We start from the raw sequence: 25,944 nt of genomic DNA on the forward strand, positions 1-25,944 counted from the left end.
AAATTTTTTTTAAGCGGTAGCGTTTGTTAAAAATTGTTAAGTCGAAAACGAGCTTATTGTTGGACTTTATCCCGCTCCTTTAGCCAATTATTAATGATGACTTGTATGTCATCTTCATCAGGGTAAGGGATGCGTATATTAGGTTCGTGAAAGAGATTTTGGGGATTTTCGGGTTGTTTTTTTGGCGTTCGCCATTCCAACACCATCTCCAATGTAGGGCGTTCTTCAGCTCTCCAGACAAAGCCCTCAAGCTTAGAGTTCTCCTCATTTAGCATATGTGGAGGAGTGAATGATGCCTCAGGATTAATGGTATGGTTGATTTTGACCACATTGCCATTTTCGAAATGCATGAAGATCTTGCCACATAGTAGCGAGTTGACTCCTTGGAGTGTGGTGTCATTTTCAAGGGCGAAATAAAGTGACTCTCCGTTGCCTTCCACTTCCAGTCTGCTCATATCGCCATCCTCAAAGTATCCAATCATCTGACGGCCTTTGATCTGGTTAAAATTGGCAATGGTGTCGGCGGTGATGGCGAAGGCATTGTCTTTCAGAAAAGCCCGGTCAATATCTTCATTGGCAATGAGAAAGTGGATGCTGTCAGCGGAAATTTGGCTTTTATTGTTCCATAGCAAAGGATCACCATAGAGGAAAATGGTGGAGTCGGCATACATGTACACCGTGGAATCAGCCCTTCCTGACATTTCCCCCTTGATCATATTGGTATTTGGATAGGCCAGCATGTGGCGGTTTACTGCCGTTTCACTATCCTGACTGATCAGGGTGTCTGCTGTCATGTACATAGTGTCTGCTTCAAAATACTTCTGCACCAGTGCATTCCCGTAAACTTCTGAATATTTCTTCTCCTCCCAATACTTGCCTACATCTCCAAATATTTCGATGTTTCGTTCTTTATTGAAGATGCTGACATTGTCTTTGCCTTCGTAATATTTTTTGTTTTCGTCATAAAAAAGCTCATCCCCTGTGACCTTGCTGGTTTCATTCTCTACATCGCCTTCATAAAACCTGAACTGCTTGTTTTGGGTGTCATAATAGCTCCCTTTTTTGGCGTTGAGTTCATCACCTTTTTCTGACCGGATATTGGTGAGTCCTTCGGTTTCGGCGATTTTGGGGACGGTGAAATAATAGAGAATATTTGATTTTAGGGTGTATTCAGGGTTGACCAAAATGACATTATCCGTAAAGGTGATTTTTTCCTCTTGGGTTTCATATAGTCCTTTTTGGCTGGTGAGTACATTGGTACTGTCCACTACTTTCCCAAAGTTAAAGTAGTCGGCTACTCCCGATCTTCTATTGTAATCCAAAAAGTCGGTGTACAAGGTTGTTCCAGCTTTTACGAATACAACGTCATCACGTAATTTTGCCAAATAAGTATTGCCATTATAATCGGCATAGAAGCAGGTAATGGTGACGGTATCCTTCGGGTTTTCTATTCGGACATTGCCAAAAAGTTCAGACTTATTGCCATTTTGGTCATAATAAGCAGAGTCACAATAGATGGTAAACTCTCTTTGTTTCATGATGATGTTGCCGTACACCTTTTGTATTTGAGTGGCTTCGACCCTATGGATGCTGTCAGCTTTGTTTAAGCCAAGAAAATCCCTTGATTGCTGTGCATTGGAAAGGTGGGCACTGAAAATTAAACAGCATAGAGTAAGTAAATATGTGAGGGTCTTTTTTAGCATTTGGAAAGTTATCAACGACAAAATTAATCAAAAATGGTATTTTTGGGTTATGCTCGATCAGTTTATCAGTCATATACGGACAAAAAATATTTTAGATACCTCAAAGCCTTATTTGTTGGCGACAAGCGGTGGCGTTGATAGTGTGGCTTTGGCCTGGCTGCTGAAGAAAGCGGGGATTGGTTTCAGAATCGCCCATTGCAACTTTGGTCTGCGAGGTGAGGAAAGCGACGGAGATGAAAAGTTTGTAAGGGAATTGGCAGAAAAACTTGGTGCAGCTATTTCAGTGCAGCGTTTTGATACCCAACACCACGCCTCCACTAACGGGATATCCACCCAAATGGCCGCCAGGGATTTACGTTATGCGTGGTTTGAGGCGTTAAAGCAGCAGTATAAACTTTGTGGGATTATTGTGGCTCACCACGCTGACGATCAGTTGGAAACGATTTTGCTTAACCTGATGCGTGGGACAGGAATCGAAGGAGTGTATGGTATGGCCGAAATCAGGGAGCATGTGATCAGGCCCTTATTGCCTTTTACCCGTCAGCAGCTGGAAGCCTTTATGGTAAGCGAGCAGCTTTCATGGAGAGAGGACAGCTCGAACAGCCAAAGTAATTATAAGCGAAATTTCCTCCGCAATGAAGTGCTGCCACTGATGAAGTCACATGATGACCATGTGGAGGAGAAACTTCACATGAGTTTTGATAGGCTAAAAGATACTGGTAAAGCGTTCTTCTATTTGTTTGACCAGTGGAAAAGGCAGACGATCAAACGGGAGGGACAGGTACTATTTCTGGAAAAGGCTTCCTTGGAGACTGTGCCAGGAAAGTCCAGTCTGCTTTATTACTGGTTACGTGATTATGGGTTTAACCCTTCCCAAATAGAGGACATGCTGACTGTGCTTTGGTCAGATGAAGTGGGACAGCGGTTTGAATCAGGTAATTTCATGGTCAATATAGACAGGGATCATTTGCTGTTAGGTGAAAAACTAGCTCCTTTTGCTGAGTTTGACCTTGCCAAAACTGATCTGGAACTGTCTTTTGAAGGAAAGGTATACGATATATTGGTGATGGAGGGAGATGTGGCCGTGGATGTAAAGAAAGTAAACGCGATGCTGGACAGGAATAGCTTGGTGTTTCCATTGAAATTAAGGAAATGGAAGGAGGGGGATCGTTTTAGGCCGCTGGGGATGAAAAAGTTTAAGAAAATAAGCGATTTTTTAATAGATTTGAAAGTACCTGTAATTATCAAAAATAACGTGAAGGTACTTTGCGATGCCAGCGGGGAAGTGGTTTGGGTAGTGGGATACCGGGTGGATGATCGTTTTAAGCTTACTTCCGCCACCAATGAGGTCATGTATTTTAAGTTAAAATAATAAATTTATGCTTAATCCTTTTAAAAGGACTTACACTGAAGGGGAATTGAAGATTTTTGAGTTTCTAGCAAAGACTCAATTTTTTAATCATTTAAAGTATGCGGAAATGTACAGGTTCCTTCCGGCGATCCATTATCGAAAATATAGCAAGGATGAAGTTGTTTTTTTTAGAAATGATCCTAGTCAGGCATTATATATAGTAAAAGGAGGTGTCGTGTCGTTGAATGTCGATATCAGGGAAAATTTTGAGACTATTTATAAAGTTCGGGAAGGAGTGGCCTTTGGTGAAAACTCCCTGCTGGACAATGCCAAGCGGATCTATACCGCAGTGGTAGAATCCGAAGAGGCGGAGCTTATGGTGATTCCCAACTATGCGATCAAAGAAATTTTTGACAGCTCACCCAAGGTGAAGGCCAAGATGCTCACTTCGCTAGCTACTTATTATGACAATAGAAATTATCAGCTTTTTTCATCCTACCGCAAATCATTTGGTTTCTTTAATCTAAGCCAGATGTTTGAGTAGAATCAAGTATCAAGTTTCGGGAAAAGAACAATGACATACTTATTCAGTGATCCAGTACTGATAGGCTTTGAGCCTCTGCCCCAATAGAAAGGACTTAGGTATCCCGATGGGACAATGTGGTGCATGTGAATCACTTGTTGCCAATAGGAGGATTAAGATGTGTTTAATTTTATTGGACGAATTGAGTTGGTGTCTCAACGTCGACTGTCCCCTGGCGCAGCCACCAGTATAACGGCCAATTATCGGAGACCTATTACTGATCGCGGCCACCACCCCAAAACCTTTCAACTTTTATACCTTCCAACCTTCCAACACTAAAAATCCCCCATCCTTTAACAATCTTCAACTAATCAATTGATTGCTTTAAATAATACCCATTCTTTAATATCTTAGCGGAGCTTTTAAAAAATCTACAAATTAATTAAACAAATCATACATCATGACTAAAGTAACCGTAGTTGGAGCTGGTAATGTGGGCGCTACTTGTGCTGACGTATTGGCTTACAGAGAAATTGCTGAAGAGATCGTTTTGGTAGATATCAAAGAAGGTGTAGCCGAAGGTAAGGCACTTGATATTTGGCAGAAAGCTCCTATCAATGCTTATGACAGCAGAACAGTAGGAAGCACGAATGATTACACCAAAACAGCAGGATCTGATGTCGTAGTGATCACTTCAGGATTGCCCCGTAAGCCAGGCATGACGCGTGACGACCTGATCGAGACCAACGCAGGTATCGTGAAGTCTGTAACCGAAAATGTGGTTAAGCATTCTCCAGATGCGATCATTATCATCGTTTCCAATCCATTGGACGTGATGACCTATCAGGCGCATATCACTTCCAAACTTCCTCGTACAAAAGTAATCGGGATGGCAGGTATCTTGGATACCGCACGTTACCGTGCATTTTTAGCTGAAGCACTTGATGTGTCTCCAAAAGAAATTCAGGCTATCTTGATGGGCGGTCATGGTGATACCATGGTGCCACTTCCAAGATATACCACCGTAGCAGGTATCCCTGTAACAGAACTTATCGAAAAGGATAAGCTTGATGCGATCATCGAAAGAACCAAATTCGGCGGGGGTGAGCTGGTGAAGCTGATGGGTACTTCTGCATGGTATGCGCCCGGTTCTGCTGCCGCTCAGATGGTAGAAGCAATCCTCAAAAACCAACGAAGAGTATTCCCTGTTTGTGTGAAACTGGACGGCGAATACGGAATTGACGATTGCTACCTCGGTGTTCCTGTAATTCTTGGCAAAAACGGTATCGAAAAAGTGATCGAACTGGACTTGAATGATGACGAAAAGGCACTGCTGGAAACTTCCAGAAAGCATGTGAAAGAAGTGATGGCCGTACTTGATAGCGTCGGCTCAAAATAAGCATCTTCTGTTCAGCGTGAATGGAATCAGTTAATGAAATCCCGGCACTGGCCGGGATTTTTGTTTTTTTAAAGCCCTATTTATTTGTAAGAACATTTTCATGTCTTTATTTTACATCTATAAGTAAATAACATTTTCACTGGTTGAGTATGCTAAAGCGTTTATTAGTAGTCCTGTTGGTTCTTTTGATTGGTTTGACCGGTTATCTTTTCTATACTTCCAGGGCATTTACAGGTGAATTGGATGCCATTGATTTGGTGTCCGATGACGCCATTTTTGTTTTTGAAACCAAAGAGCCGGTAAAGGTCTGGAACCAATTGGTAAGCCAACCTATCTGGCAGCGCTTATCTGCTGTGCCTTCGCTGAAGGATGTGGAAAATCAACTGGTCGTGCTGGATAGTCTTACAGGAAAGGGAGGGAAGTTGGAGAGTACACTTAGCGGAAATAAGTTCATTGTCTCCCTGCATCCAACTGCTAAGTCGGAGTTTGATTTTTTGTTTTTGGTAGCCTTTGAGGATAAAGGCCAGGATCAATTTATCCAGTCTATTAGCGATAAAGTAAAGCCTGGACAAATCCAGTCAAGGAGCCACAGCGGTGAGACGATCTATGAGTATAAAAGTCCAGACCGTAATACTACCCTGTCCTATGCGATGTTGGAAAATGTGGTGGTGGCCAGTTACAATTCCTTTTTGATAGAGGAGGCTATTCGGTATGTCCAGTCAGATCATCTGAAGAGCTTTAAGGATGCCTATAAAGAGCTTTATGCTTCCCAAAATGAATCGAAAGATGGCTTGGGCCTATTTAGACTTGGCAGTGCGGGCGTCTCCAGTTTTATGAATGGAATAGCCCAAAAAGAACAATTGGATTTTTCCAATAACTTTTCGCAGCACCACTTGTCGGCAAATTTGGAATTGAAGTTTGCCGAAAACAAGATTTTCTTGGATGGATTCACGTTTTATAAAGATGGCAATGAAGTGAATTTTTCCAATGACAAGAAAGGAGGAGGCAGTCTCTTCAGTAATTTTATTTCCAATAGAACAGCGGTTTATTATCAGTACAACGTAAATGAAATTAGTCAGATAGCGCAAATTGGGAATGCTGCTTTTGAGCCGAAGAATACCTTGATGGGAGAAGTGGATAAAAACCTTAAGCAGCAGGGCTTTTTAGAGAATCTGAGTGGTGAAGTAGGGTATATGGTATTGGAAAAACTGCCCAATTCAGATACAGATAAAGTGCTGATATTGAAGGCTACGGATCCTGAAAAAGGACTGGATCTTTTGAAGGGATTTACGCTAAACCTCAACCAGGGAGATTCCTCCAAACTACTGAGTGATCATTATAAGGAGCAGGAACTGTTTTTGATCAACCAACCGGAGTTTCCGGCCCATTTGTTTAACGGACAGTTCCTGGGTTTTTCGCATACTTACATCACCCAATATCAGGATATGCTCGTCCTGGGAAACACCACGAAGGCGATAAAGATATTTGTAGACGATATTTACAATGACAATACTTGGGGAAGGTCCCTGAACCAACGTCGTTTTCTGGAAGGAGTGTCCAAAAATGCCGGGTTTAATTTTATCATTAATATTCCTCGTTTTTGGAATACACTTTTGGAGACGAGCTCTCCGCATTGGAAGGGACTATTTCAGAAGTATGCGCCACAGTTGAAATCCATTGACCTGATGGCCCTGCAGCTGAGTGAGATCGGGGACGAGCAATATGTCAATTTGGAACTTGGCTATAATCTTAAGCCGATAAAGTCGGTGAAGGATATTGTACTGACCGAAAGCATGGGACTTCAGTTTAGCGAGCCACTGACGTTTGGGCCCAAGACGCTTGAAAACTTTAATGATAAAAGCACCGATTTTGTGGTTCAGGATGCTTCCAATGTGATTCACTTTTTCAATGATGAGGGAGAGCGCATCTTTTCCAAACACGTGGAAGGCAAGATCAAAGGGGATGTTTTTCAGATTGATTATTATAAAAACGGAAAACTCCAGCTGGTTTTCGCGACGGAAAGCATGATCTACGCATTTGACCGCTTAGGGACCGCTTTGCCGGATTATCCTATCCGGTTGCCTCAGCAAGAAGCAGTGACCCATATGAGTTTGGTGGATTATAACCATACACGTGATTACCGGTATTTTGTCGCTACCACCAATGGCGACCTTTATATTTTCGATAAGCGTGGCAATAACCTGGAAGGCTGGACACCTCGTGAGACTTCTGGAACCTTAGCGGCTCCTCCTGCTCACCATCGCCTTTCAGGAGTAGGAGATTATATGGTTTCGCTCAATAGAAATGGCGAGCTGTATATCCTGAACAGGAGGGGGGAATTACAGACAGGGGCACCAATCAACCTAGGTGAGGGAGTATCCAGTGACTATGCGCTTATCCAGCGCGGTGACAAAGGCGACACCCAAATCGTGACCGTAACGGCAGAAGGTGAAGTCATCCGCGTTAACTTCCGGGGGGAGCTAACCTACAGAGACCAACTACTCCGGCCTGATAGGAACACCCGGTTTTCGCTGGTGAAGGACCAAATGGGAGACCGGTATTATTTTGTAGTACAGGAATACAATAAAATCACCGTACTGGACAGTGAGCTTGAAGTGGTTTTTGAAAAAAATATGGTTTCTGAAAACCTGGACTATCAGTTCTTCAGCTTTGGCGGGGATAAGAATATTTTTGTGGTCATCGATCGGGTGCAGGAATTTATATTCTTATATAACTTGGAGGGAGAGCTGCTGAATACCAGGCCACTTGATGGCAGTCATAAAGTGGAAATCAAATATTCAGGAAGTAAAAATGAGTACACTATCTATGCCATTCACCAAAATCAGTTTTCCGCCTATAAGCTTCCGTTATGATCGTGGGTTGTTATCCATGTAAATGTGTAGTTTTGCGAAGAATATAAAAATACTAATCATGGCGTCGAGATTTGGATTGATTTTACTTGGACTGACTCTTTTAGTAAGTAATCGTCTTTTTGGGTTTGATGGGAGGATCAATGAGGATTTTCCCCAAATAGAAGACACTGCTTCCTACGTTAATCTGTCTACTCCTTATACCACCACGCTTACTTTTTTCCTAAACCTGGAAGAAGAGAATTTTAAACCAGAAAATGCAGCAAAAACCTTAGGGGGGAATTTAACTCCCGAGCAAGCCAGAAAGCAGGTGGTCAAGCTAAAGCAGGTTTTTGATGGGCAAGGGGTGTTTGTGGATGTCGAGCAGGTGCCCAATGAAGCAAATTTCACAGATTCTACCAGGAGCTATCAGGCCAAATACTTCTATGAGAATAACAGGCTCCCGAAAATTTTCTTGGAGAAAACAGGGGATAAGTGGAAGTTTTCCAGCTATTCTGTTACCAAAATCAATGAACTTCATAAGGAAACCTACCCTTATGGCACGGCCAAATTGCTAAACCTACTGCCCAAAATCGGACAGCAGGTTTACTTCGGCCTGCACTTGTGGCAACTGTGTGGGATGTTTTTGTTGGTGCTTTTTGTGTTTATGGCGCATAAGCTGTTTACATTCATTGTGGATAGGGGGATGTTTCATGTTTCGCTGAAACTTGGCTATAAGCAAGTGGCAGAGACATATCTTCTTCCGGTGGCGAGGGTGATCAGTATCTATTTTGTGGTACTGTTGGTGGATATATTCATTCGTGTATTGCAGCTGCCGATAGAGGTGGTTTCATGGATTGTGATTTTACTGAATGCTGTCAAGCCACTTATCATTACCATAGTTTTTTATAAATTGGCTGACCTGCTCTCTGCCTACTTTGAAAGACAGGCCGATAAAACCGAGTCCAATCTAGATGACCAGTTGGTGCCGCTGATCAGAAAGACGCTGAAGGCTTTTATCATTATCGTTGGATCACTTTTTATCTTGAAAGATGGTTTGCAAGTGGACATCTGGCCATTCCTGACGGGGTTGTCCATTGGTGGTTTGGCATTTGCTTTGGCCGCGCAAGATACAATCAAGAATTTCTTCGGATCGGTGATGATTTTCATCGATAAGCCTTTCCAGGTGGGAGATTGGATTACCAGTGGAGATGTGGACGGTACAGTGGAGGAAGTAGGATTTCGTTCCACACGGGTACGGACATTCAGGAATTCCCTGATGTACATTCCCAATGGCCGTATAGCAGACGCCACGGTCGATAACCATGGTCTGCGGCAGTACCGAAGATTTTATACGACCATTACCATCACTTACGGTACACCGCCGGAGCTGATCGATGTGTTTGTAAAAGGGCTGCGTGAAATTGTCAAAAACCATCCCCAGACCAGAAAAGATTACTACAACGTGTACTTTAACAATATGTCTGCTTATAGCTTGGACATCATGTTCTATGTGTTTTTTGAGGTGCCTACTTGGGGGGACGAGTTACAGGGAAGACATGAAATCCTGCTCAAAATTGTCAAGCTGGCAAACGAATTGGGTGTGAATTTTGCCTTCCCTACACAGACCTTGCATATGGAGACATTCCCGGAGAAGAAAGGACTGTCGCCTATATATGAAGATAATGTGGACGCCTATAAGAAGCGATTGGATGCTTTTATCCAGAAGGAAATGAATAAGTAAATTATTTGACAGGGGATCTAAAGAACCGACCGATTCCCCAAATGCTCACAGCAAGCAGCACCATAAATAGCAATAGCTGCGCAGTGTCGGTTCTATTGTCCAAGGCCTCCGTGAGTGAGCTGGCTGCCAGTCCCAATCCGAAAGCCATGAGTGTCCGAGGAAGCATACCGAAAAATCCGTAAAGAAGGATGTTTTTCCAGCCTGCTTTGATCATGGCAAAAAGGATGTTGGACAGGGCAAATGGGATGACAGGACTGATCCTGGTGAAGAAGATCAGGCTGCCCATTTCACTGCCCTTTTTATGGACGATGGCTTTTGCTTTGGGGTAATTGTCCAGCAATATCTCAAAACTGTTTTTATCCAATGTTAAGCCCACAAAGTATCCGAGCAAACTTGCCAGCGAATAGGCAATGGTGACAGCTGGTAATGCCGGCCAGCCCCACCAGTATCCCGCGAGGATGGCAAGGATGGTCGTAGGGCATAATGCCAAGCCCATCATCATTGTGCCAGCAAGTATCAGGAGCAGATATAGGCCAGGTTGAACCATATTTGGGATTTCTTGGTGATGATAGGCATAACTGACCAAGAGCATGCTGCCCAAGGCAGGGACCACCATTACCCAAAGCACCGAAATAGCCATGAGAGGATTTTGACGGTAGAGGGATTTGATATTGGTTAAGAAAGTAATGTATCGAGCCATGGATAGATGAAATCTTCCTCCAAATTAGGTAAAATTGTTTGGTTAACTGGAAGACTACTGTTCTCAGAAGGGCAAACACTTCTAAAAGAGCCAGTAAAATGATATCTGCCTGAGAGGACCTGTCTAGCCAGATAGAGTCAAGGCCTCCGCGCCATCCTTGGCTTCTACCTTGTCCGACAAACTCGCCGTGGCGAGTGCCCAACTCCAATCTCCTGAACTTGGAGCATTGTGGAATGCCTTTGGCACGAGCCCTTTCAGGATGGATTGTTGGAGACAAATCCCAGGGTAGGTCGCAGCTTGTATGTCATCTAGCCGCGATGAGAGCGTCTCGTAATTAACCTGAATCTTACAAAGTCGGGTTCGCTTAAGTATTTTTCAGGTTTTATTGGTCTGGATAAGAGGAAATTTATTTTCTTTGGTTTACGTTCATGAGCCAAAGAAGAAATAAACGATAACAATATGAAATTCGGAACCAAAGTCATTCATGCCGGAGTAGAACCAGACCCTACCACCGGAGCGATCATGACCCCTATTTTTCAAACATCCACTTACGTGCAAAAGTCCCCTGGGCAGCATAAAGGATTTGAATACTCGAGAACCCATAATCCCACCCGTGATGCCCTCCAAAAGAGCATTGCTGCGCTGGAAAACGGCAAGCATGGGCTCTGCTTTTCTTCAGGAATGGGAGCGATAGATGCGGTCATCAAATTGCTCAGCCCTGGAGATGAAGTGATCAGTACCAACGATCTCTATGGCGGCACGTATCGGATATTTACAAAAGTCTTTGCCAAGTATGGCATTAAGTTTCACTTTGTGTCCATGGACGACCCATCCTCCATCGAGAAATACATCAATGACAAAACACGATTGATCTGGGCTGAAACCCCAACCAATCCGATGATGAACATCATCGATATCAAAGCCTTGTCCAATATCGCTGAAAAGCATGATCTGGTGCTGGGAGTAGACAATACTTTTGCGACACCTTACCTGCAAAATCCATTGGAACTGGGAGCTGATTTGGTGATGCATTCTGTGACGAAGTACTTGGCGGGCCACTCCGATGTGGTGATGGGAGCCCTGGTCGTCAATGACGACCGTTTGGCGGAAGACCTAGCCTTTATACAGAATTCCTGCGGCGCCACACCTGGTCCCCAGGATTGTTTTTTGGTGCTGAGAGGCATTAAGACGCTGCACCTTCGGATGGAGCGGCACTGCCAAAATGGTAAGACTATCGCCGGTTACCTCAGGCATCATCCCAAAGTAGATAAGGTATATTGGCCAGGCTTTGAGGATCACCCTAATCATCTCATCGCCGCCGGTCAAATGCGGGATTTTGGGGGGATGATCAGTTTTTCCATTGTCGGAGATAGGCAAGAAGATGCGATGAAGGTATTGGAAAACCTGCACTATTTTTCCCTTGCGGAATCTTTGGGAGGCGTGGAGTCTCTTTGTGGCCATCCTGCATCCATGACCCATGCGAGTATTCCCAAGGCAGAGAGGGAAAAAGTGGGATTGACAGATTCCCTGATTCGTTTGAGTGTTGGTGTGGAGGATGCTGAGGATCTTAAAAATGACCTCGCGGCTGCATTGGATTTGATTTAATTTCCTATCCCAAGATATCGGAAAAGAGATGTTGACATTGGCTGACTGCTTTGGCAGTCAGCTTTTTTTTGTTGCTCTTTAGTTTTTTAAGGAGTGTCTGGTATTTTTTAGAGGGGATATCTTCTGCTTCCGAAAGGCTAAAGGTGAGGTGCTGCAGAAAGAGATGGTTTTGGTACCACTTGTACAGTAACTGGCTCAGGTCATTCATATACGTATGAATGAGGTCCGTAAAGGTGGCGTTTAAGCCAGATACCATACGGATGTTTTCCAAGCTGATGATTAATTGTAAACCTTCATAGATGTCTTTGATTTCTTTTGCTTCTAGCTGCTTTTCGCTGTCAAATTTAAAAAAAGCCAGTTCCTCATTGATCAGCTGTGTGGTTGCGGTATTGATTTGAAGAGGCCTGAGCTGCTTGCTGTGGTCAAAAGCCTGTTTGTAAAGTTCTTCCCATATTTTGGTAGGGGTGGCGAAGATCTCATCGTATGCATCTGCATAGATGAGATCCCTGTCCTTCAATAACTTCTTCTTGTAGCTGGTAAAATGAATCCCAGAGGTGACTGTTTCTTCTTCTAATGCCTGTATCACCAATTTGATGTGCAATACTTTCTTAAGGCTCTTGAAAAGAGTCTTATAGGGAGCGAAGAGGGTGAATTTTAGCTTTTCTTCATTAAAGTGAATCCTGCTTATTAACTCAATATAGATCTCGAGAAAGATTAACTTTTCTTCCAGCTCTACAGCCTTTTTGGACTTAAAGAGCTTGGTCAAATCGGTGAACAGCCGCTTAGCCAACGTATATTGTTGGTCAAATGACTGGAAAACAGGAGAGACGTTTTGAACCTGCATAGGCGTTTAGTTTATACGAACAAGGGTAGCCCCATATCCAAAGCGGTTCTTTTGGGTATCTTGAAAGTACTTAATATTTCCCAATTGACTGAGGTATTTGTGGATTTCTTTTCGCAAAACACCATTGCCAATCCCATGGATAAAGGAAATTTCGTCCATTCCCGAGGCGATGGCATAGTTTAAGTTCTTCTCAAAAGTCTCCATCTGTAGCCGCAGCATCTCGCTGTTGCTCATGAATTCATGGTCATCTGCCAGCTTTTCGATATGTAGGTCAATCTCCTTGTCAGGTCGTTTGAATTGTTTTTCAACGGGTTGTGCACTAGCGTTGTTCAGTTCTTGGTTGAGTTGGTTGATGTCCAGTGATTTGGTCTGGTGGTCCAGCGGGAAAAGGTAACTTTTCTTGCCCGTAACTGGTGCGTTCTGTTGGCTCTTGAAAAAAGAGGAGGCTTTAAATTTTACCTTTTTTTCAAAAGCCGGCATTGTCTTTTCCGCTTTGTGGTTAATGGGAATAAAGCGAAAAAAGAGTTCTGGCCATTTTTCAAACTGTGGAATGGCTTTTTCATCAATTTTTTGGCTGGTCTTGGCTGAGAAGTTTCCCGATGCCAATGTCCTGGAGTTATCGCCAAACACTTCAGAAGCCATGAAAAGGTAATCTTTGTCCGTATTATTGATCAGATGGACGCTGAGGTCTTTGTCATTTAACGGGACATAGCTGATGAACAGCCCTGTTTGAGGTTGATGGCTTTTGACAGTCGCAAGCGATTCTGCCTTGGAAGGAGCGCCGCTTTTCTCTTTACCAAAATACTCTTTTTCGGTTTGATGGATTACGACCACCTCGTTTTTCATGGCCGGGATTTTAAATCCATCCTCTATTTCGATTTCAATCCTTCCGCTTCCGGATATTTTGGTAATCGTACCTTCTTCATTTCCGTGCAGCAGCCGCACTTTATCTCCGATGTTCATTTGTCCAATGCTGATTTATACGTTTCAAGTGCCCTTTCACGAGCTTTTTTGTGATCTACCATGGGGGCTGGATATTGGTCAGTGCCAAATTCCTTGACCCATTTTTTGATGTAATTGAGGTCTTTGTCAAATTTCTTTACTTGGGATGCCGGGTTAAATATCCTAAAGTACGGCTGGGCATCGGTGCCTGTTCCTGCGGCCCATTGCCAGTTGCCATTGTTGGACGCCAGTTCATAGTCCAGCAATTTTTTTGCAAAATACGCTTCTCCCCAACGCCAGTCAATTAAAAGATGCTTTGTTAAAAAACTTGCCGTAATCATTCTTACCCTGTTGTGCATGTGTCCGGTGGCGTTTAGCTCACGCATACCTGCATCTACGATGGGATAGCCCGTATTTCCTTCGCACCATTTCTCGAATTCTTCCTCATCGTTGCGCCAGGGAATATTGTCGTATTTTTTCTTAAAGGATTCGGTAACGACATGTGGGTTATGGAAAAGGATCATCATAAAAAACTCCCGCCAGATCAATTCGCTCAAGTATGTTTCATTTAGCTTATCGGCTTCAAGGGCAAGTTTCCTGACACTGATGGTGCCAAAACGTAGATGGATGCCAAGATGTGAAGTTTTGTCCTGCGCAGGAAAATCCCGCGTTTCATCATAATTTCTGATGATTGGTTTGTTGATTTCCAATGGAGGAATTGCGATGTCCGTTTCGATGAAGCCCAGCTCCCTGAGTGTTGGGAAATCGAAGGGGGCGGTTTGGTGTAATTGTTTGAGGTTTGGTTCAAGAAGTGCGGGGGCATTTGCTTTGAATTTTTTTAACCATGCATTTTTATAAGGGGTGTAAACTTTATAGAAATCCCCGCTTTCATTAAGGATTTCATTCTTTTCGTAAATGATCTGGTCCTTGAAGTCCAAAAAGTCGATTTTCCGCTCATGGAGAAATTTATCGACTTCTTTGTCCCTTGAGATGGCATAGGGTTCATAATCCCTGTTGGTATAGACAGCGGTGATGGGATACTCCTCGACAAGCTGTTCAAAAATGGCCATTGGCTTGCCTGTTTTTATCAACAGCGACGAACCCTGGGCTTTTAGTTCTTCCTGTAGTTTCTGAAGTTGGTGGTGAATAAATGCTACGCGGCCATCTTTTTTGTCCTCCAATTCTTCTAGGATGTCCGTATCAAAAATAAATAGTGGTAAAACATTCTCCTCATTCTGACAGGCATAAAACAGCCCCGTGTTGTCGTCCAAACGCAGGTCTCTCCGCATCCAAAAAAGGGTAATTTTTTTCATTGATCTTAAAGGTTTAAGCATCCAAAGGTTATAAGGATATGGTAAGTTCTATTTTCCTGTTTATAACCTATATAACCCCTTAATTGTTTGGTCCTTTTTCGGTGCTTTGCTCCTCTGGTTTAGTTTCGATGATGTTTATTTTCAGGGAGTCGGAAGGAGTGTTGGGCATTTCCGGATCGGGTAGTTTGTTCTCTTCCTGATAAGTGTCCCGTAGGAAATCATCCGAATCGTTTATAAGCAGCCGTTCCTTTTTCTTCTTTTTGCCCAGGTTCTGGAATAGCTCCTTGAATGAACTGAAGAGGAGTGTTTGGGATAGGGATACACCATACGTGTTGACCCGGTCGGCAAGTTGCAGGGAAGTGAAAGTGTTGAAATTGTTTCTGTTGTAAATGCGTATGCGGTAACGGCCGTCATCTGTCAAGAGGTATTCAGCCTGCCAGTCACCGGCGATACTTCCCAGGTCGGCATTTCCTTGGGGATCGGTGAAGCTACCGTCCCTGCTGACCCGTAATCTACCGTCCAAAAAGGTATAGGCCACACTTAGCTGAAAGGTCTCCAGGGCCGTTTCATCCAGCGATGCCAAGTCGATATTGATTTCCAGGTTTTGGTCTACTTGCGAAATCAGGGCATTGAGCTGGGAAGATACCAGCTGGCTGAGATTGGAGAAGCCGATCCCCGCACTGTTAAACTGGCCCTCCGGAGAGAACCTTCGCAGCATGATAAGGGAAAATACCTGACGGTTTTTTTCCTGCTCATCATTGGCGATACGATTTTTAAATGCTGATATGGTTGTCTGTGCTTCACCATCCGGGAATTCGGAAAAGTCAAAGTCAAAGTTGATTTCTGGTGACATTAGTGGTCCGTCCAAGTCCATGATGACCTGAACAGGATACCTTCTGTACAGCTGTGCGTCCTCAAACTCTGAAGAAGTTTGGCTGTTTTGTAAACTGGTGAGCGAGACATTTTCCTTATAAGTAGCTGTAATGTCCATAATTCCCCCATATGGATCGCCAAACCACGAGATCCTTCCGCCCGGTTTGATGTTAAATTGGCGGTTGATAATGTTGTATAGGGAGAAATTGTATTTTGCATCGACGATTTCATAATTTCCTGTCATGTTGAAATTGCCTTGCGTGTCAATGTTCAGCGTGAGGTTTCCGCGTCCCCGTCCTTGGATGTTTTCGCCCGTTCTTGGGTCAATCTGGATTTCAGTGTACGCATCAGGGGTGACATCCAGTACAAAATTCATTCGGACATTTTTGATTTCCAGCTTCTCTACCGTTTCCTCGATGTTGATTTGCCGAGTGGTGTCGCGGACGTTGATGATATTGATAAACTCTTCTTGGGCTTGGTTTTCAGTGGAGCCCAAGGGGATGAAAATTTCCGTTTTAGGCTGCGTGGTGGCCCTCGCGGTGATGTCCAGGTTTTGTGCTGCACCAAAAATATCCAAAGTGCCGCTGGCAAAAGCGGTTCCATAAAAGAGACTATTGTCCTCCAGGGAAGTGTTCAGCACTTGGAAGTTATTTAAACTGGACGAGATGTCCAGGATGAAATCACTGAAGCCATCGTGGGCAATACCTCCCGTCATCCGTGCAGTGTTGCCTTGGGGATCTGCGATATTGAGGCCTTTAAAGCTTATCTCATTTGGTGTGAAGGTGATGTTGCCATCTACGGTGTAGCGCGTGTTAAGATAGTTGACGCGCACGGTGCCGCCGACAAGGGTGCCGACGCCTTGTACGATGGGCTGGGCCACCGTTCCTGACACATCGATGTCCCCAGAGGCTGTTCCGCTAAATTCCGTCAGGTAATCCGAAAGAAAGGGTTCCAAGATGTCAAGCTTGGTTTCGCTGAAATCCCCTTTAAGGGACAATTGATCATTTTGGGTGTTGATGAAGCCTGTGACTTCAATGTTTTTTTGTGCTTCCCGTGTATTGGTCAGGCTGAGGTTTATTTTGTCGTTCTCAAAGTAGGTGGCCGCTTCTACGTTTCCTATCAAGAAGTTATTGACGGACAGGCTGTCCAGTACCAGGCTTCCATATGCCCCTGTCCGCTGCATGAAATTGTTAAAGGCAAAGATCCCATTGGCCGTACCACTGTACGTTCTGGTCGCAAAAGTATTGATGAAGTCAAGGTTTACATCGTTAATCTCAAAACTCAGGATTTCGTCCGGATTTTCATTGATACGGCCATTGAGTGCGAGAAACTGCCCATTGTTGGAGAGTTTTAAATTGTCCACATCGATCCGGTCTTGGGAAATGATGATGGAGTTTTCAGGGTCAAACTCCCAATAATTATCCAATATCTTGATGTCTGAAGGGGCAAAGACGATGGAAGTTTGGTCCTTTGACAGCTCTATTTGACTTTTAATTTGTGCATAGCTATTGGTGTTCAATTGGTCTATGCCCAGATTGAAGTCAATAGCTGATTCATCCCAGATGGCTTCCATGCTGAGGTTGTTGAACACAATGTCCGGCGTCAGCTGCTGTTCTTTGGAGTTTATATAACATGCCGCCAATACTTCCCGCGAATTCTTGATTTTTGCCGTGTTAAAGTCCAGGTCATTTTGGAGAAAGAGCTTGTTGTCATATTGGATGGTGTCAATGCCAGCATAGAAGTTAAAGATGGTGTTTTCGGCGGTCTGGTAAAAGGCTCCTTCCACAGAGGTGTTTTTGGAGATGTAAAGGGAGGGCTCGAAGAGCTGCAAGATGGGGTTAATATCGTGCAAGCTCATGTTGATGTCAATATTGTATTGATTGAGGTCATCGATGCGGCCGCTGGATTGGTCCAGTTCCGAATTGGTCAGGATATCGGAATAGTCGCTAAGTAAATGCTGAATGTCACCAACAACTTCCTTTGCATGGAAATTCCCCGATATATTGGCCACCAGAAGGTCTGAATTGAGGGAAATCATTCTGGTTTCATCGGCAAAAACCGATTGGAAAAAGAAATTGTCAATGGTGAAATTCCTGCCTTGGTGGCTTATCAGCAGGTCCTTGAATCTGGCGATTCCTTCCAATTTGTCCAGATCGGTGCCTTTGGTGTCCAGATCCACCCCACCACTGACGAAATACTCTTCTTGTGTAAGGTTCAGTTGATCGAGAAAGGCAGTGTCTACTTTCATGTTAAGCCTTGCGGAATCTTTGGCATTTCTTAGGTCCAGTGTTCCTTGGACCTTCATCTTTAGGTTAGGATCATTGATGGTCAATCGACCTCGGAACAAGTCTTTACCAAAGGTAGCGTTGGTCGTGATGCCTTTGTAATTGTATTGATTTATGCCTATGTTGTTTACACGGGCATCGAGGTTTACGAGTATGGACTCCAGTTTCGTGCCATTTCCACGAATGTTACCGCTCAGCGATACTTTTTGATAGGTTTTTTGATCGTTCAATAAGATGCCCAGATCAAGTGCTTCGACAGAAAGCTGCCCATAATATCTGGGTTGCTCTTTTTCTAACAGGTAATCCAGTCTGCCGGATATATTGCCTATGGCTGTTCTGAACTCACCTGTGGTCCTAAATCGAGAAAGGTATCCCGAAAAATCCGTATCAAAGTGAATGTCCTTAAATTTGGCGATTTCCTGCCTGGTCTTTCCGTCCAGATAGGGGGATAGGTCTTCGCTGGTAAGCATGGAATTGACCAGTGAAAGCTGGAAAAAGGTGCTGTCGATTTTTGGGAGTCCGTCAATGTGGAACTGGCCAAACAAGGCACTTCTCCTGCCAAACCTGATCAAAAGCTCTTCGGAATGCAGATTGCTGACTTTTCCGGATACATCACCACTCAGGTAGATTCGGTCGTCAAAGTTAGGGATTTTGTCTGTGAAGTATTTTAGGTCTTTGATGTCCAGCACAGCTTCATCCAAGCTGGCATCGATGGTCACCTGGTTATTGAAATCACTCAAGGAGCCGACACTGTCGTAGCTGAATTTCAGGTAATTCTTGATCACCGTCTCATTGGATTTGAAAAAGAGGTCCTCAAACTCCATGGCCGTTTTAGAATAGGAAAACTGGGTCAGAAGCTGCTGGATTTCCACACCAGAGTTGACCTCCAATCCCCTCAGGTACCTGATTTCAAGAGAGATTTTCCCCTCTTTTGACAGGAAATTCCTGGCTCCACCTACGAGGTTTCGGAAGCGGAGTCGTGTATAGTCAAAGCCATTTTCGATGGGCTCCTTTCTGTAATCAATAATGTCCAGAGAAACTTTTTCGAAGGACATTCTGCTGATAGAAAATTGGCTGGTACTTTCGTCTGTTTTCTTTTTCTTGGGAGCGAAAATACTGTTGAGTTCATTGATGAAATGAGAAATATTGGGCAACTGTTTTCCTTCATGGGTCAAAAACCTGAGCTGTCCACTCTCCAGCTGGATTTCATCGATGCCTGGCTGGTTTGGGTCGAGGATGGTGGAGGGAGAAAAATCCACGTACACACTTTCCAAGTTGGCCATGAGACTATCTTGCGGATCTCTCACTGTCAATCCTTTTAGGCTGAGGGCATCCCACCAACGGACATGGACATTCTGGATGGTAGTTTCAAATCCGGTTCGCTTGCTGAGCTGGCTTGCCAGAAACTGTGAAGCGATGGTTTGAATGAAAGGAATGTGTAAGGAACCTGCGATTAGCAAAAATAAGACCAACAGGTAAACGAGAACTTTTAGTATCCTTCTGATGGTTTTCTTTAAGAATAAATTGAAGAAAACATAGGGAACCGATAAGATGCGTGATGCTCCCCCCCATGCTTTCTGCAAAAATTCCGTAACTTTCGATTTCTTTTCCAAAGGATTATGAAGAATATTAATATACTTGCTATAGAGTCCTCTTGCGATGAGACCTCCGCCTCCATTATATCTAATGGCAAAATACTTAATAATATTGTCGCCACGCAATCTGTACATGAAAAATATGGAGGGGTAGTGCCTGAGTTGGCATCCAGGGCCCATCAGCAGCACCTCATTCCAGTCATCCATGAAGCAATTTCCACTGCTGGCATAGCACGGGAAGATCTATCTGCTGTGGCTTTTACGCGAGGCCCTGGATTGATGGGGTCACTGATGGTCGGTGTGTCTTTTGCAAAGTCCTTCGCCTATTCGCTGGGGATTCCGTTGATCGATGTAAACCATATGCAGGCGCATATTTTGGCACATTTTATTGATGAGCCCAAGCCCTCGTTTCCTTTTATTTGCCTGACCGTGAGTGGAGGGCATACCCAGCTGGTTTTGGTGAAGGATTACTTGGAAATGGAAGTGATCGGCGAAACGCTGGATGACGCGGTAGGAGAGGCTTTTGACAAGACAGCTAAGCTTCTGGGGCTACCTTATCCCGGTGGGCCATTGGTGGATAAATATGCGAAGGAAGGAAACCCACAAGCATATGAGTTTCCACTTTCGGAAATGCCAGGACTGAATTATTCTTTTAGTGGCATAAAAACTGCGGTGTTGTATTTCCTCCGGGACCGGCTGAAGGAGGATGCGGATTTTATTACCAGGAATATGGCCGATATCTGTGCTTCTGTGCAGTTTACCCTGATCAAAATGCTGATGCAAAAGCTAAAAAGAGCGGCCAGGGAGCATAAGGTAAAGGAAATTGCCATCGCCGGAGGTGTTTCAGCCAATTCCGGACTAAGGGCCGAGCTGAATAACCTTGCCGGAGAGTTGGGGTGGAAGGTTTATGTGCCCAAGTTTGAGTATTGCACGGATAATGCCGCTATGATCGCGATGGCTGCACATTATAGATACCTGAAAGGCGAATTTTGTGGTTTGGACGTTAGTCCTATCGCCAAGATGAAGTTGTAAGATTGGAGAGATTGTAAGGTTGTAAAATTGTAAGATTACATGAAAAAAGAAAATAGATTCAGTAAGATCGTCAATATCAAAAACCGTAAGGCAAGTTTTGAATACGAGTTTTTGGATAAATATGTAGCGGGGATTTCCCTTAAAGGAACAGAGATCAAGTCTATTCGCGAGGGGAAAGTGTCTCTGAAAGAAGCTTATTGTTATTTCAAAAGGGGAGAGTTGTTCATCAAACAAATGCACATTTCACCCTATACCCAAGCGGCCCACTTTAACCATGATGCCGTGAGGGAACGTAAACTGTTGTTAAATCGAAAAGAGCTTGATAAATTAGAAAGTAAATTGACCGAAAAGGGGCTTTCTGTGATTCCTGTTCGTATATTTATCAATGACAGGGGGTTGGCAAAGGTGGAGATTGCCCTTGGTAGAGGTAAAAAACTTCATGACAAACGTCAGGATATAAAAAGGAAAGATGCAAAACGAGAACTTGACCGAATGGCCTATTGAACATCAGTTTGGAATCTGCAGGATGAGCTTGGTGAGCATATACCTGGAACCTACACGGGGTACGGGCCTGATCACTCAATTGCTATTCGGCGAAACCTATGAAGTGCTGGGGATAACTGGCGATGAAAAATGGCTCAAGGTGAAGACCACCGAGGGATTGTCGACTGGGTGGATGTTCAGGGCGCAGCACCATAGCATCAGTGAAGAGGATTTTTATTTTTATAACCACGAAGATTATCAGGTAGTCACCTCTCCAGTATCTACCGTGAAATACCAGGGAGAGCAGATCTATATTTTAGCAGGCAGCCATCTTCACATTGGATCAATTGAGCTTTTTGACATGGGAGGGGTGCTGGAGTTTAAAGGAAATACTCGCCATGTCAAGGATAAGGCTACCCGCGAGGAGCTCACTTCCATGGCCAAGTTATTTATGCATGTGCCCTTTCTGTCCGGCGGAAGGGGCTTTTTTGGTATTGGGGCAGGGAGTTTTATTCAGTTGGCCTATAAAATGTCTGGTTATAAAGCTCCAAAGTTCATTTCGAAGCTAATGGAATCCGGAAAAAGTGTAGATGAAAAGAAAATCCAACTTGGAGATATTGTAATATTTGGAAATAACAAAGATATTCCGCATCATGCAGGAATATATGTGGGTGAAAATCAGGTGATTCATGTGTGGGGGCTGGTTAGGGTAGATAAAATCAAACTCGATGGCTCTGTAATGGTAAGAAACAATTCACCTTTATATAGGGTTTTGGATATCAGGAGTGTATTATAGAAATGGAAAAAAAGGTACTTGTGCTTAACCTGGATCACACGCCCATTGCCGTGGTCAATGTTCAAAAAGCGATGATACTCACGCTCTTGGAAAAAGTGAGCGTATTGGCGGATTATCCTTTGCTGAGCATTCGTACGATTGACAGGGAATTTAAATATCCTGCTGTTGTACGACTGGACGAGTACAGAAATGTCCCTTACCGTGGAGTGCTGCTGACCAGAAGCAATCTCTTTAAGAGGGATGATAACGAGTGCCAATACTGTGGATCACCCAAACACCTGACGGTAGATCATGTCATTCCACGTTCAAAAGGCGGCAAAAGCAGTTGGGCCAACTTGATCACCGCATGCCACCGATGCAACGTCCAAAAGGGGGATAAAACTCCTGAGGAAGTGGGGATGTTAATGCGAAAGAAGCCGTTTAAGCCCACGTTGGCTTATTTTTTAGCAGATTACGCAGAAAGAAATGCTGAGGAGTGGATTCCTTTCCTTAGCTCCAGGGCGGTGGAGGCAGGTTGATTTTTTGGTTTTAGAAAACTATTTGGTTGAGGCTCGTAGCCAATGCTATAAGCCTCAAAGAGCTATTGGATCAATAGCGCTGAATTTCCTCTTATTTCAGAAAACAGAATAGCCGAAAATTAGGGAAAAGGAACTGTAGTATGAGTTGGTATTAAGTTCGAATAGAAGCCCCTTTTCATTAGGTGCCGGGCTTCTATATTTATTCTGTTATTGTATTTATACCCTATTCCACCAGTAAAATTGATTGTCGATAGTTCATAATTGTAAGTTTCAATTGTACTGCCATCTTGACGCGTAGATGTGATTGAGGAATCAAAACCTAAATCCATTACCAAAGCTGCATTGACGTACAACTTGGACTTTTCGTCGATAAATAGATAATAGCGTACGCCCGTAGGGATTTCGATTGATTTATAATCAATCGCGCTGGTTAGGACGCCGCCTGAAATGATCGGGCTTTCTACGGTTATTTGGTCATTAAATTGGCGGTATGTTGGTTCTATGAAGAGTGACCATTTTCTTTTATTACCGGGCAATATGTATTCTAGCTCTAGGCCGATTGCCACAGATATATGGTTTTAATACTAAAACGCTTGATTGCAGAAGAACTTTCGGTCTTAAGGTTGGCTAAATTTATACGAGGCCGTATGCTTAGGTGAAAATCACCTGAATGCCGGCTTTCTTGGTAAATATTTCTTAAATCATCGTTCCAGTTGTTATAATCTATAAAGTAATTTTAGCGTATTTTAAATCACTCCATAGCTGTTGCCTGTACCTATTATTGGTACCAATTTTATTTCCGTTGTCTATTTTTGATTTAAGGTCGTAAATCCTGTATTTTTTATAGATAAGTTGCTTTATGGAATCATTCTCAATACTGTAGAAATACCTTCTGATATTGCTGTCCTGATAATACAGCAAGTTTGCCTTGCCTTCCACTAATAATTCTAGAAATAATCGTTCCTTTTTGAACAAAGGTGCACGGGAGTCACTAAGGGATGTTACATTATCACTGGAGCGGTCTATGTTAACGGTGCTTCTTATGTACCGTCCTCTATTATAAATACCGAACTCACTTGTTGAGTCAATCGAAACTGTTATAATCCCGCTTTGGTGGCTTTGTTTAAAATCAAATTTATCAGGGGTGTTTGTCCAATCTTCATTTTTGATCAATCCTTCAAATTTCTGACCCGTTTCGTTTATGTAATAACCTTTTTCGTAATTGATTTGCGCATAAACTTCTATGGTAAAAAAGACAAGAAAGGGAAAGAACAGTAGTTTTTCATGATGAACGATGTCAAATAGGGTGAAGATTTATAGTTGTGAAATTAAGGCCAAAAACATAGAATAAGCAAGGTGTAAAAAACTAGTTTTGTTGCCTTTGTGTCCTGATTTTCCGATTTATCTCAGATGGCTCCCAGGTTAAATGCATTTTCCCTGAGATTGCCTCGGTATGTTGGTTTATTTTCTACAGAAATTTTTATATTGGCTTTTTTAACCAAAACCCAGACAACCAGTGACAGTACTCTTTGTTCTCCTGAGCATTTTATTGCTAGTTTTACTTATCGTATGGGCCAAACTCAATCCGTTTTTGGCATTTTTAATTACTTCTATTGTGGCCGGATTACTGTTGGGTATACCGCCGGAGCAAGTGGCCGTGTCTGTGCAGCAGGGAATGGGAAGCCTCTTAGGGGATTTGGTGATTATAATAACGATGGGAGCCATGCTCGGAAAGTTGGTGGCAGATAGTGGTGCTGCGCAGCGGATAGCTGACTTTTTGATGCGGATTTTTGGGAAGAAGTATATTCACTGGGCCATGATGCTGACCGGTCTGGTGGTGGGCATACCCTTGTTTTATAATGTAGGCTTTGTCTTATTAGTGCCACTGGTTTTTACCGTGGCCCATCAATATAAGCTTTCGGCGGTGTATGTAGGGATTCCATTGCTGGCAGCCTTGTCGGTGACGCATGGGTTTTTGCCGCCACACCCATCTCCGGCAGCACTCGTTGCTCAGTTTGACGCCAATATGGGGATGACATTGCTTTATGGAATGATAGTGGCTGTCCCTACGATTTTAATTGCAGGGCCATTATTTGCGAGATATTTAAAGAGCATTCCTGCCAGCCCCCTGAAGAGTTTCCGTGCCAGTAGCAAGCCGGAGGAAGAATTGCCGGGTACATTGAATAGCTTTTTGTCTGCCTTGCTGCCTGTAGTGTTGTTGGTAGGGACGACGGTGTTATTGATGCAGACGGATGAGGGAAGCGTGTTTTATGGGTATATTGCATTTATGGCAGATCCGGGGATGGTGATGCTGTTTTCCTTGCTGGTAGCGACATTTACACTGGGACTGCATCAGGGGATGAAGATGAAGCACTTGATGGATATTTATGTGGATTCGGTGAAAGAGGTGGCCATGATTATTCTTATTGTTGCGGGAGCGGGAGCTTTGAAGCAGGTGCTGATGGACAGTGGTGTGAGCCAGGTGATTGCAGATGGACTGGAAGGATGGGATGTGCATCCGCTGGTGCTGGCCTGGACGATTACAGCCGTGATCAGGGTTTGTGTGGGATCAGCGACGGTAGCCGGCCTGACCACAGCTGGAATCATTGGCCCATTGATTCAAGATACGGGAGTGGATCCCAATTTGGTGGTTTTGGCCATTGGAGCAGGGAGCTTGATGTTTTCCCACTTTAATGATGCTGGATTCTGGATGTACAAGGAGTTTTTCAATGTCAGTATAAAGGATACCATCAAATCATGGTCTGTCATGGAGACAATTGTGGCGGTGGTGGGATTGGTTGGAGTAATGGTGCTGGATGGTCTGATAGGTTAAAATGTGTTAATGTTGGAAGGTTTTAAGGTGAAAATACAGGGAGATAGAAGTGAATAATTCAATAACTAGTAAAATAATATGTCAGCAGAAGAAAATTTCAAAAAGTTAGGACTAAGCCTTCCTCCGGCGCCAGCACCAAAAGGAGTGTACCGTCCATGTCTTGTCGACGGGAAATATTTATACCTTTCAGGACATGGCACTGTACAAGATGACGGTAGCTTGATCATGGGGAGAATAGGGGAAGCGCTTGACGAGGAAGAAGGTAAGCTAGCGGCCAGGCAGGTCGGGTTGGCGATGCTTTCCACCATCAAAACAAATTTGGGAAGCCTTAACAAGGTCAAAAGGGTGGTTAAAGTCCTGGGGATGGTCAATTGCGTATCGGATTTTGAGCGACATCCCTATATTATTAATGGCTGTAGTGAGCTTTTTGCAGAAGTGTGGGGCGAGGAAAATGGGGTCGGCGTTCGCAGTGCCGTTGGTTTTGGTTCATTGCCTGACAATATTCCCGTGGAGGTAGAGGCAATGTTTGAATTGCATCAGATATAATTAAAGAGAA

19 protein-coding genes are annotated in these 25,944 nt (G+C 43.7%); 12 read left to right on the forward strand and 7 right to left on the reverse strand.

All coding sequences use genetic code 11. The features are described from left to right. Positions 1–53 precede the first annotated feature (53 nt). Positions 54–1,703: an OstA-like protein gene (locus FKX85_RS09855; protein WP_141614564.1), complete on the reverse strand. Its 1,650-nt coding sequence runs from the start codon at positions 1,701–1,703 to the stop codon at positions 54–56. Between the two features lie 49 nt (positions 1,704–1,752). Here FKX85_RS09855 and tilS point away from each other — a divergent pair, with 49 nt between their 5' ends. The 5 genes from tilS (at position 1,753) to FKX85_RS09880 (ending at position 9,569) form a co-directional block, all read left to right on the forward strand. Then, the gene (tilS, locus tag FKX85_RS09860; protein ID WP_141614565.1) at positions 1,753–3,075 is read left to right on the forward strand and encodes a tRNA lysidine(34) synthetase TilS; all 1,323 of its coding nucleotides are present in this window, start codon (positions 1,753–1,755) and stop codon (positions 3,073–3,075) included. Positions 3,076–3,082: 7 nt separating this feature from the next. Next, positions 3,083–3,598, forward strand: coding sequence for a Crp/Fnr family transcriptional regulator (locus FKX85_RS09865; RefSeq protein WP_141614566.1), 516 nt, complete (start codon positions 3,083–3,085; stop codon positions 3,596–3,598). 439 nt (positions 3,599–4,037) lie between these two features. Next, positions 4,038–4,976, forward strand: coding sequence for a malate dehydrogenase (gene mdh / locus FKX85_RS09870; RefSeq protein ID WP_141614567.1), 939 nt, complete (start codon positions 4,038–4,040; stop codon positions 4,974–4,976). A 149-nt stretch (positions 4,977–5,125) separates the two neighbouring features. Then, entirely contained in the window at positions 5,126–7,849 is a 2,724-nt protein-coding gene (locus FKX85_RS09875) for a hypothetical protein (RefSeq protein WP_141614568.1), read from the forward strand. 58 nt (positions 7,850–7,907) lie between these two features. Continuing rightward, entirely contained in the window at positions 7,908–9,569 is a 1,662-nt protein-coding gene (locus tag FKX85_RS09880; RefSeq protein ID WP_141614569.1) for a mechanosensitive ion channel family protein, read from the forward strand. A gap of 1 nt (position 9,570) precedes the next feature. Here FKX85_RS09880 and FKX85_RS09885 read toward each other — a convergent pair whose 3' ends face one another. Continuing rightward, a complete protein-coding gene (locus FKX85_RS09885) occupies positions 9,571–10,269 on the reverse strand; it encodes a TVP38/TMEM64 family protein (protein ID WP_141614570.1) in 699 nt (232 codons plus the stop codon). 459 nt (positions 10,270–10,728) lie between these two features. On the opposite strand from FKX85_RS09885, the gene FKX85_RS09890 reads away from it, so the two are divergent. After that, entirely contained in the window at positions 10,729–11,874 is a 1,146-nt protein-coding gene (locus FKX85_RS09890; protein WP_141614571.1) for a trans-sulfuration enzyme family protein, read from the forward strand. Positions 11,875–11,878: 4 nt separating this feature from the next. Here the strand turns inward: FKX85_RS09890 and FKX85_RS09895 are convergent, their stop codons facing one another. From FKX85_RS09895 to FKX85_RS09910, 4 genes are all read right to left on the reverse strand, one after another. Further along, positions 11,879–12,718, reverse strand: a complete 840-nt coding sequence (locus tag FKX85_RS09895) for a hypothetical protein (RefSeq protein WP_141614572.1) — start codon at positions 12,716–12,718, stop codon at positions 11,879–11,881. A gap of 6 nt (positions 12,719–12,724) precedes the next feature. Next, positions 12,725–13,681: a Smr/MutS family protein gene (locus FKX85_RS09900; protein ID WP_141614573.1), complete on the reverse strand. Its 957-nt coding sequence runs from the start codon at positions 13,679–13,681 to the stop codon at positions 12,725–12,727. Next, positions 13,678–14,973, reverse strand: coding sequence for a cryptochrome/photolyase family protein (locus FKX85_RS09905; protein WP_141614574.1), 1,296 nt, complete (start codon positions 14,971–14,973; stop codon positions 13,678–13,680). The genes FKX85_RS09900 and FKX85_RS09905 overlap by 4 nt, the downstream gene beginning before the upstream one ends. Positions 14,974–15,052: 79 nt before the next feature. Then, positions 15,053–19,744, reverse strand: a complete 4,692-nt coding sequence (locus FKX85_RS09910; RefSeq protein WP_141614575.1) for a translocation/assembly module TamB domain-containing protein — start codon at positions 19,742–19,744, stop codon at positions 15,053–15,055. Positions 19,745–19,750: 6 nt separating this feature from the next. Between FKX85_RS09910 and tsaD the strand changes: the two genes are divergently transcribed. Genes tsaD through FKX85_RS09930 form a run of 4 tightly spaced genes read left to right on the forward strand, consistent with a single transcriptional unit; the run spans position 19,751 to position 22,555 of the window. Beyond that, entirely contained in the window at positions 19,751–20,758 is a 1,008-nt protein-coding gene (gene tsaD, locus FKX85_RS09915) for a tRNA (adenosine(37)-N6)-threonylcarbamoyltransferase complex transferase subunit TsaD (RefSeq protein WP_141614576.1), read from the forward strand. 39 nt (positions 20,759–20,797) lie between these two features. Then, complete coding sequence (smpB, locus tag FKX85_RS09920; protein ID WP_141614577.1) at positions 20,798–21,262, forward strand: SsrA-binding protein SmpB; 465 nt, start codon at positions 20,798–20,800, stop codon at positions 21,260–21,262. Further along, positions 21,228–22,037: a C40 family peptidase gene (locus tag FKX85_RS09925; protein ID WP_141614578.1), complete on the forward strand. Its 810-nt coding sequence runs from the start codon at positions 21,228–21,230 to the stop codon at positions 22,035–22,037. Before smpB ends, FKX85_RS09925 begins: the two co-directional genes overlap by 35 nt. 2 nt (positions 22,038–22,039) lie before the next feature. Continuing rightward, positions 22,040–22,555, forward strand: coding sequence for an HNH endonuclease (locus tag FKX85_RS09930; protein WP_141614579.1), 516 nt, complete (start codon positions 22,040–22,042; stop codon positions 22,553–22,555). A 119-nt stretch (positions 22,556–22,674) separates the two neighbouring features. Here the strand turns inward: FKX85_RS09930 and FKX85_RS09935 are convergent, their stop codons facing one another. Continuing rightward, a complete protein-coding gene (locus FKX85_RS09935; protein WP_141614580.1) occupies positions 22,675–23,121 on the reverse strand; it encodes a hypothetical protein in 447 nt (148 codons plus the stop codon). A gap of 950 nt (positions 23,122–24,071) precedes the next feature. Here FKX85_RS09935 and FKX85_RS09940 point away from each other — a divergent pair. After that, positions 24,072–25,388 carry a gluconate:H+ symporter gene (locus FKX85_RS09940; protein WP_141614581.1) on the forward strand — a complete coding sequence of 439 codons (1,317 nt, stop codon included), beginning with the start codon at positions 24,072–24,074 and terminating at the stop codon, positions 25,386–25,388. Positions 25,389–25,466: 78 nt separating this feature from the next. Then, complete coding sequence (locus FKX85_RS09945; RefSeq protein ID WP_141614582.1) at positions 25,467–25,934, forward strand: RidA family protein; 468 nt, start codon at positions 25,467–25,469, stop codon at positions 25,932–25,934. The last annotated feature ends 10 nt before the right edge of the window (positions 25,935–25,944 follow it).

Origin of the sequence: Echinicola soli (assembly GCF_006575665.1) — a bacterium.
Taxonomy (GTDB): Bacteria; Bacteroidota; Bacteroidia; order Cytophagales; family Cyclobacteriaceae; genus Echinicola; species Echinicola soli.

Coding starts and splice junctions, on each gene's coding strand:
- FKX85_RS09855 (WP_141614564.1), bottom strand. CDS start 1,703: ATGCTAAAAAAGACCCTCACATATTTACTTACTCTATGCTGTTTAATT.
- tilS (WP_141614565.1), top strand. CDS start 1,753: ATGCTCGATCAGTTTATCAGTCATATACGGACAAAAAATATTTTAGAT.
- FKX85_RS09865 (WP_141614566.1), top strand. CDS start 3,083: ATGCTTAATCCTTTTAAAAGGACTTACACTGAAGGGGAATTGAAGATT.
- mdh (WP_141614567.1), top strand. CDS start 4,038: ATGACTAAAGTAACCGTAGTTGGAGCTGGTAATGTGGGCGCTACTTGT.
- FKX85_RS09875 (WP_141614568.1), top strand. CDS start 5,126: ATGCTAAAGCGTTTATTAGTAGTCCTGTTGGTTCTTTTGATTGGTTTG.
- FKX85_RS09880 (WP_141614569.1), top strand. CDS start 7,908: ATGGCGTCGAGATTTGGATTGATTTTACTTGGACTGACTCTTTTAGTA.
- FKX85_RS09885 (WP_141614570.1), bottom strand. CDS start 10,269: ATGGCTCGATACATTACTTTCTTAACCAATATCAAATCCCTCTACCGT.
- FKX85_RS09890 (WP_141614571.1), top strand. CDS start 10,729: ATGAAATTCGGAACCAAAGTCATTCATGCCGGAGTAGAACCAGACCCT.
- FKX85_RS09895 (WP_141614572.1), bottom strand. CDS start 12,718: ATGCAGGTTCAAAACGTCTCTCCTGTTTTCCAGTCATTTGACCAACAA.
- FKX85_RS09900 (WP_141614573.1), bottom strand. CDS start 13,681: ATGAACATCGGAGATAAAGTGCGGCTGCTGCACGGAAATGAAGAAGGT.
- FKX85_RS09905 (WP_141614574.1), bottom strand. CDS start 14,973: ATGAAAAAAATTACCCTTTTTTGGATGCGGAGAGACCTGCGTTTGGAC.
- tsaD (WP_141614576.1), top strand. CDS start 19,751: ATGAAGAATATTAATATACTTGCTATAGAGTCCTCTTGCGATGAGACC.
- smpB (WP_141614577.1), top strand. CDS start 20,798: ATGAAAAAAGAAAATAGATTCAGTAAGATCGTCAATATCAAAAACCGT.
- FKX85_RS09925 (WP_141614578.1), top strand. CDS start 21,228: ATGCAAAACGAGAACTTGACCGAATGGCCTATTGAACATCAGTTTGGA.
- FKX85_RS09930 (WP_141614579.1), top strand. CDS start 22,040: ATGGAAAAAAAGGTACTTGTGCTTAACCTGGATCACACGCCCATTGCC.
- FKX85_RS09945 (WP_141614582.1), top strand. CDS start 25,467: ATGTCAGCAGAAGAAAATTTCAAAAAGTTAGGACTAAGCCTTCCTCCG.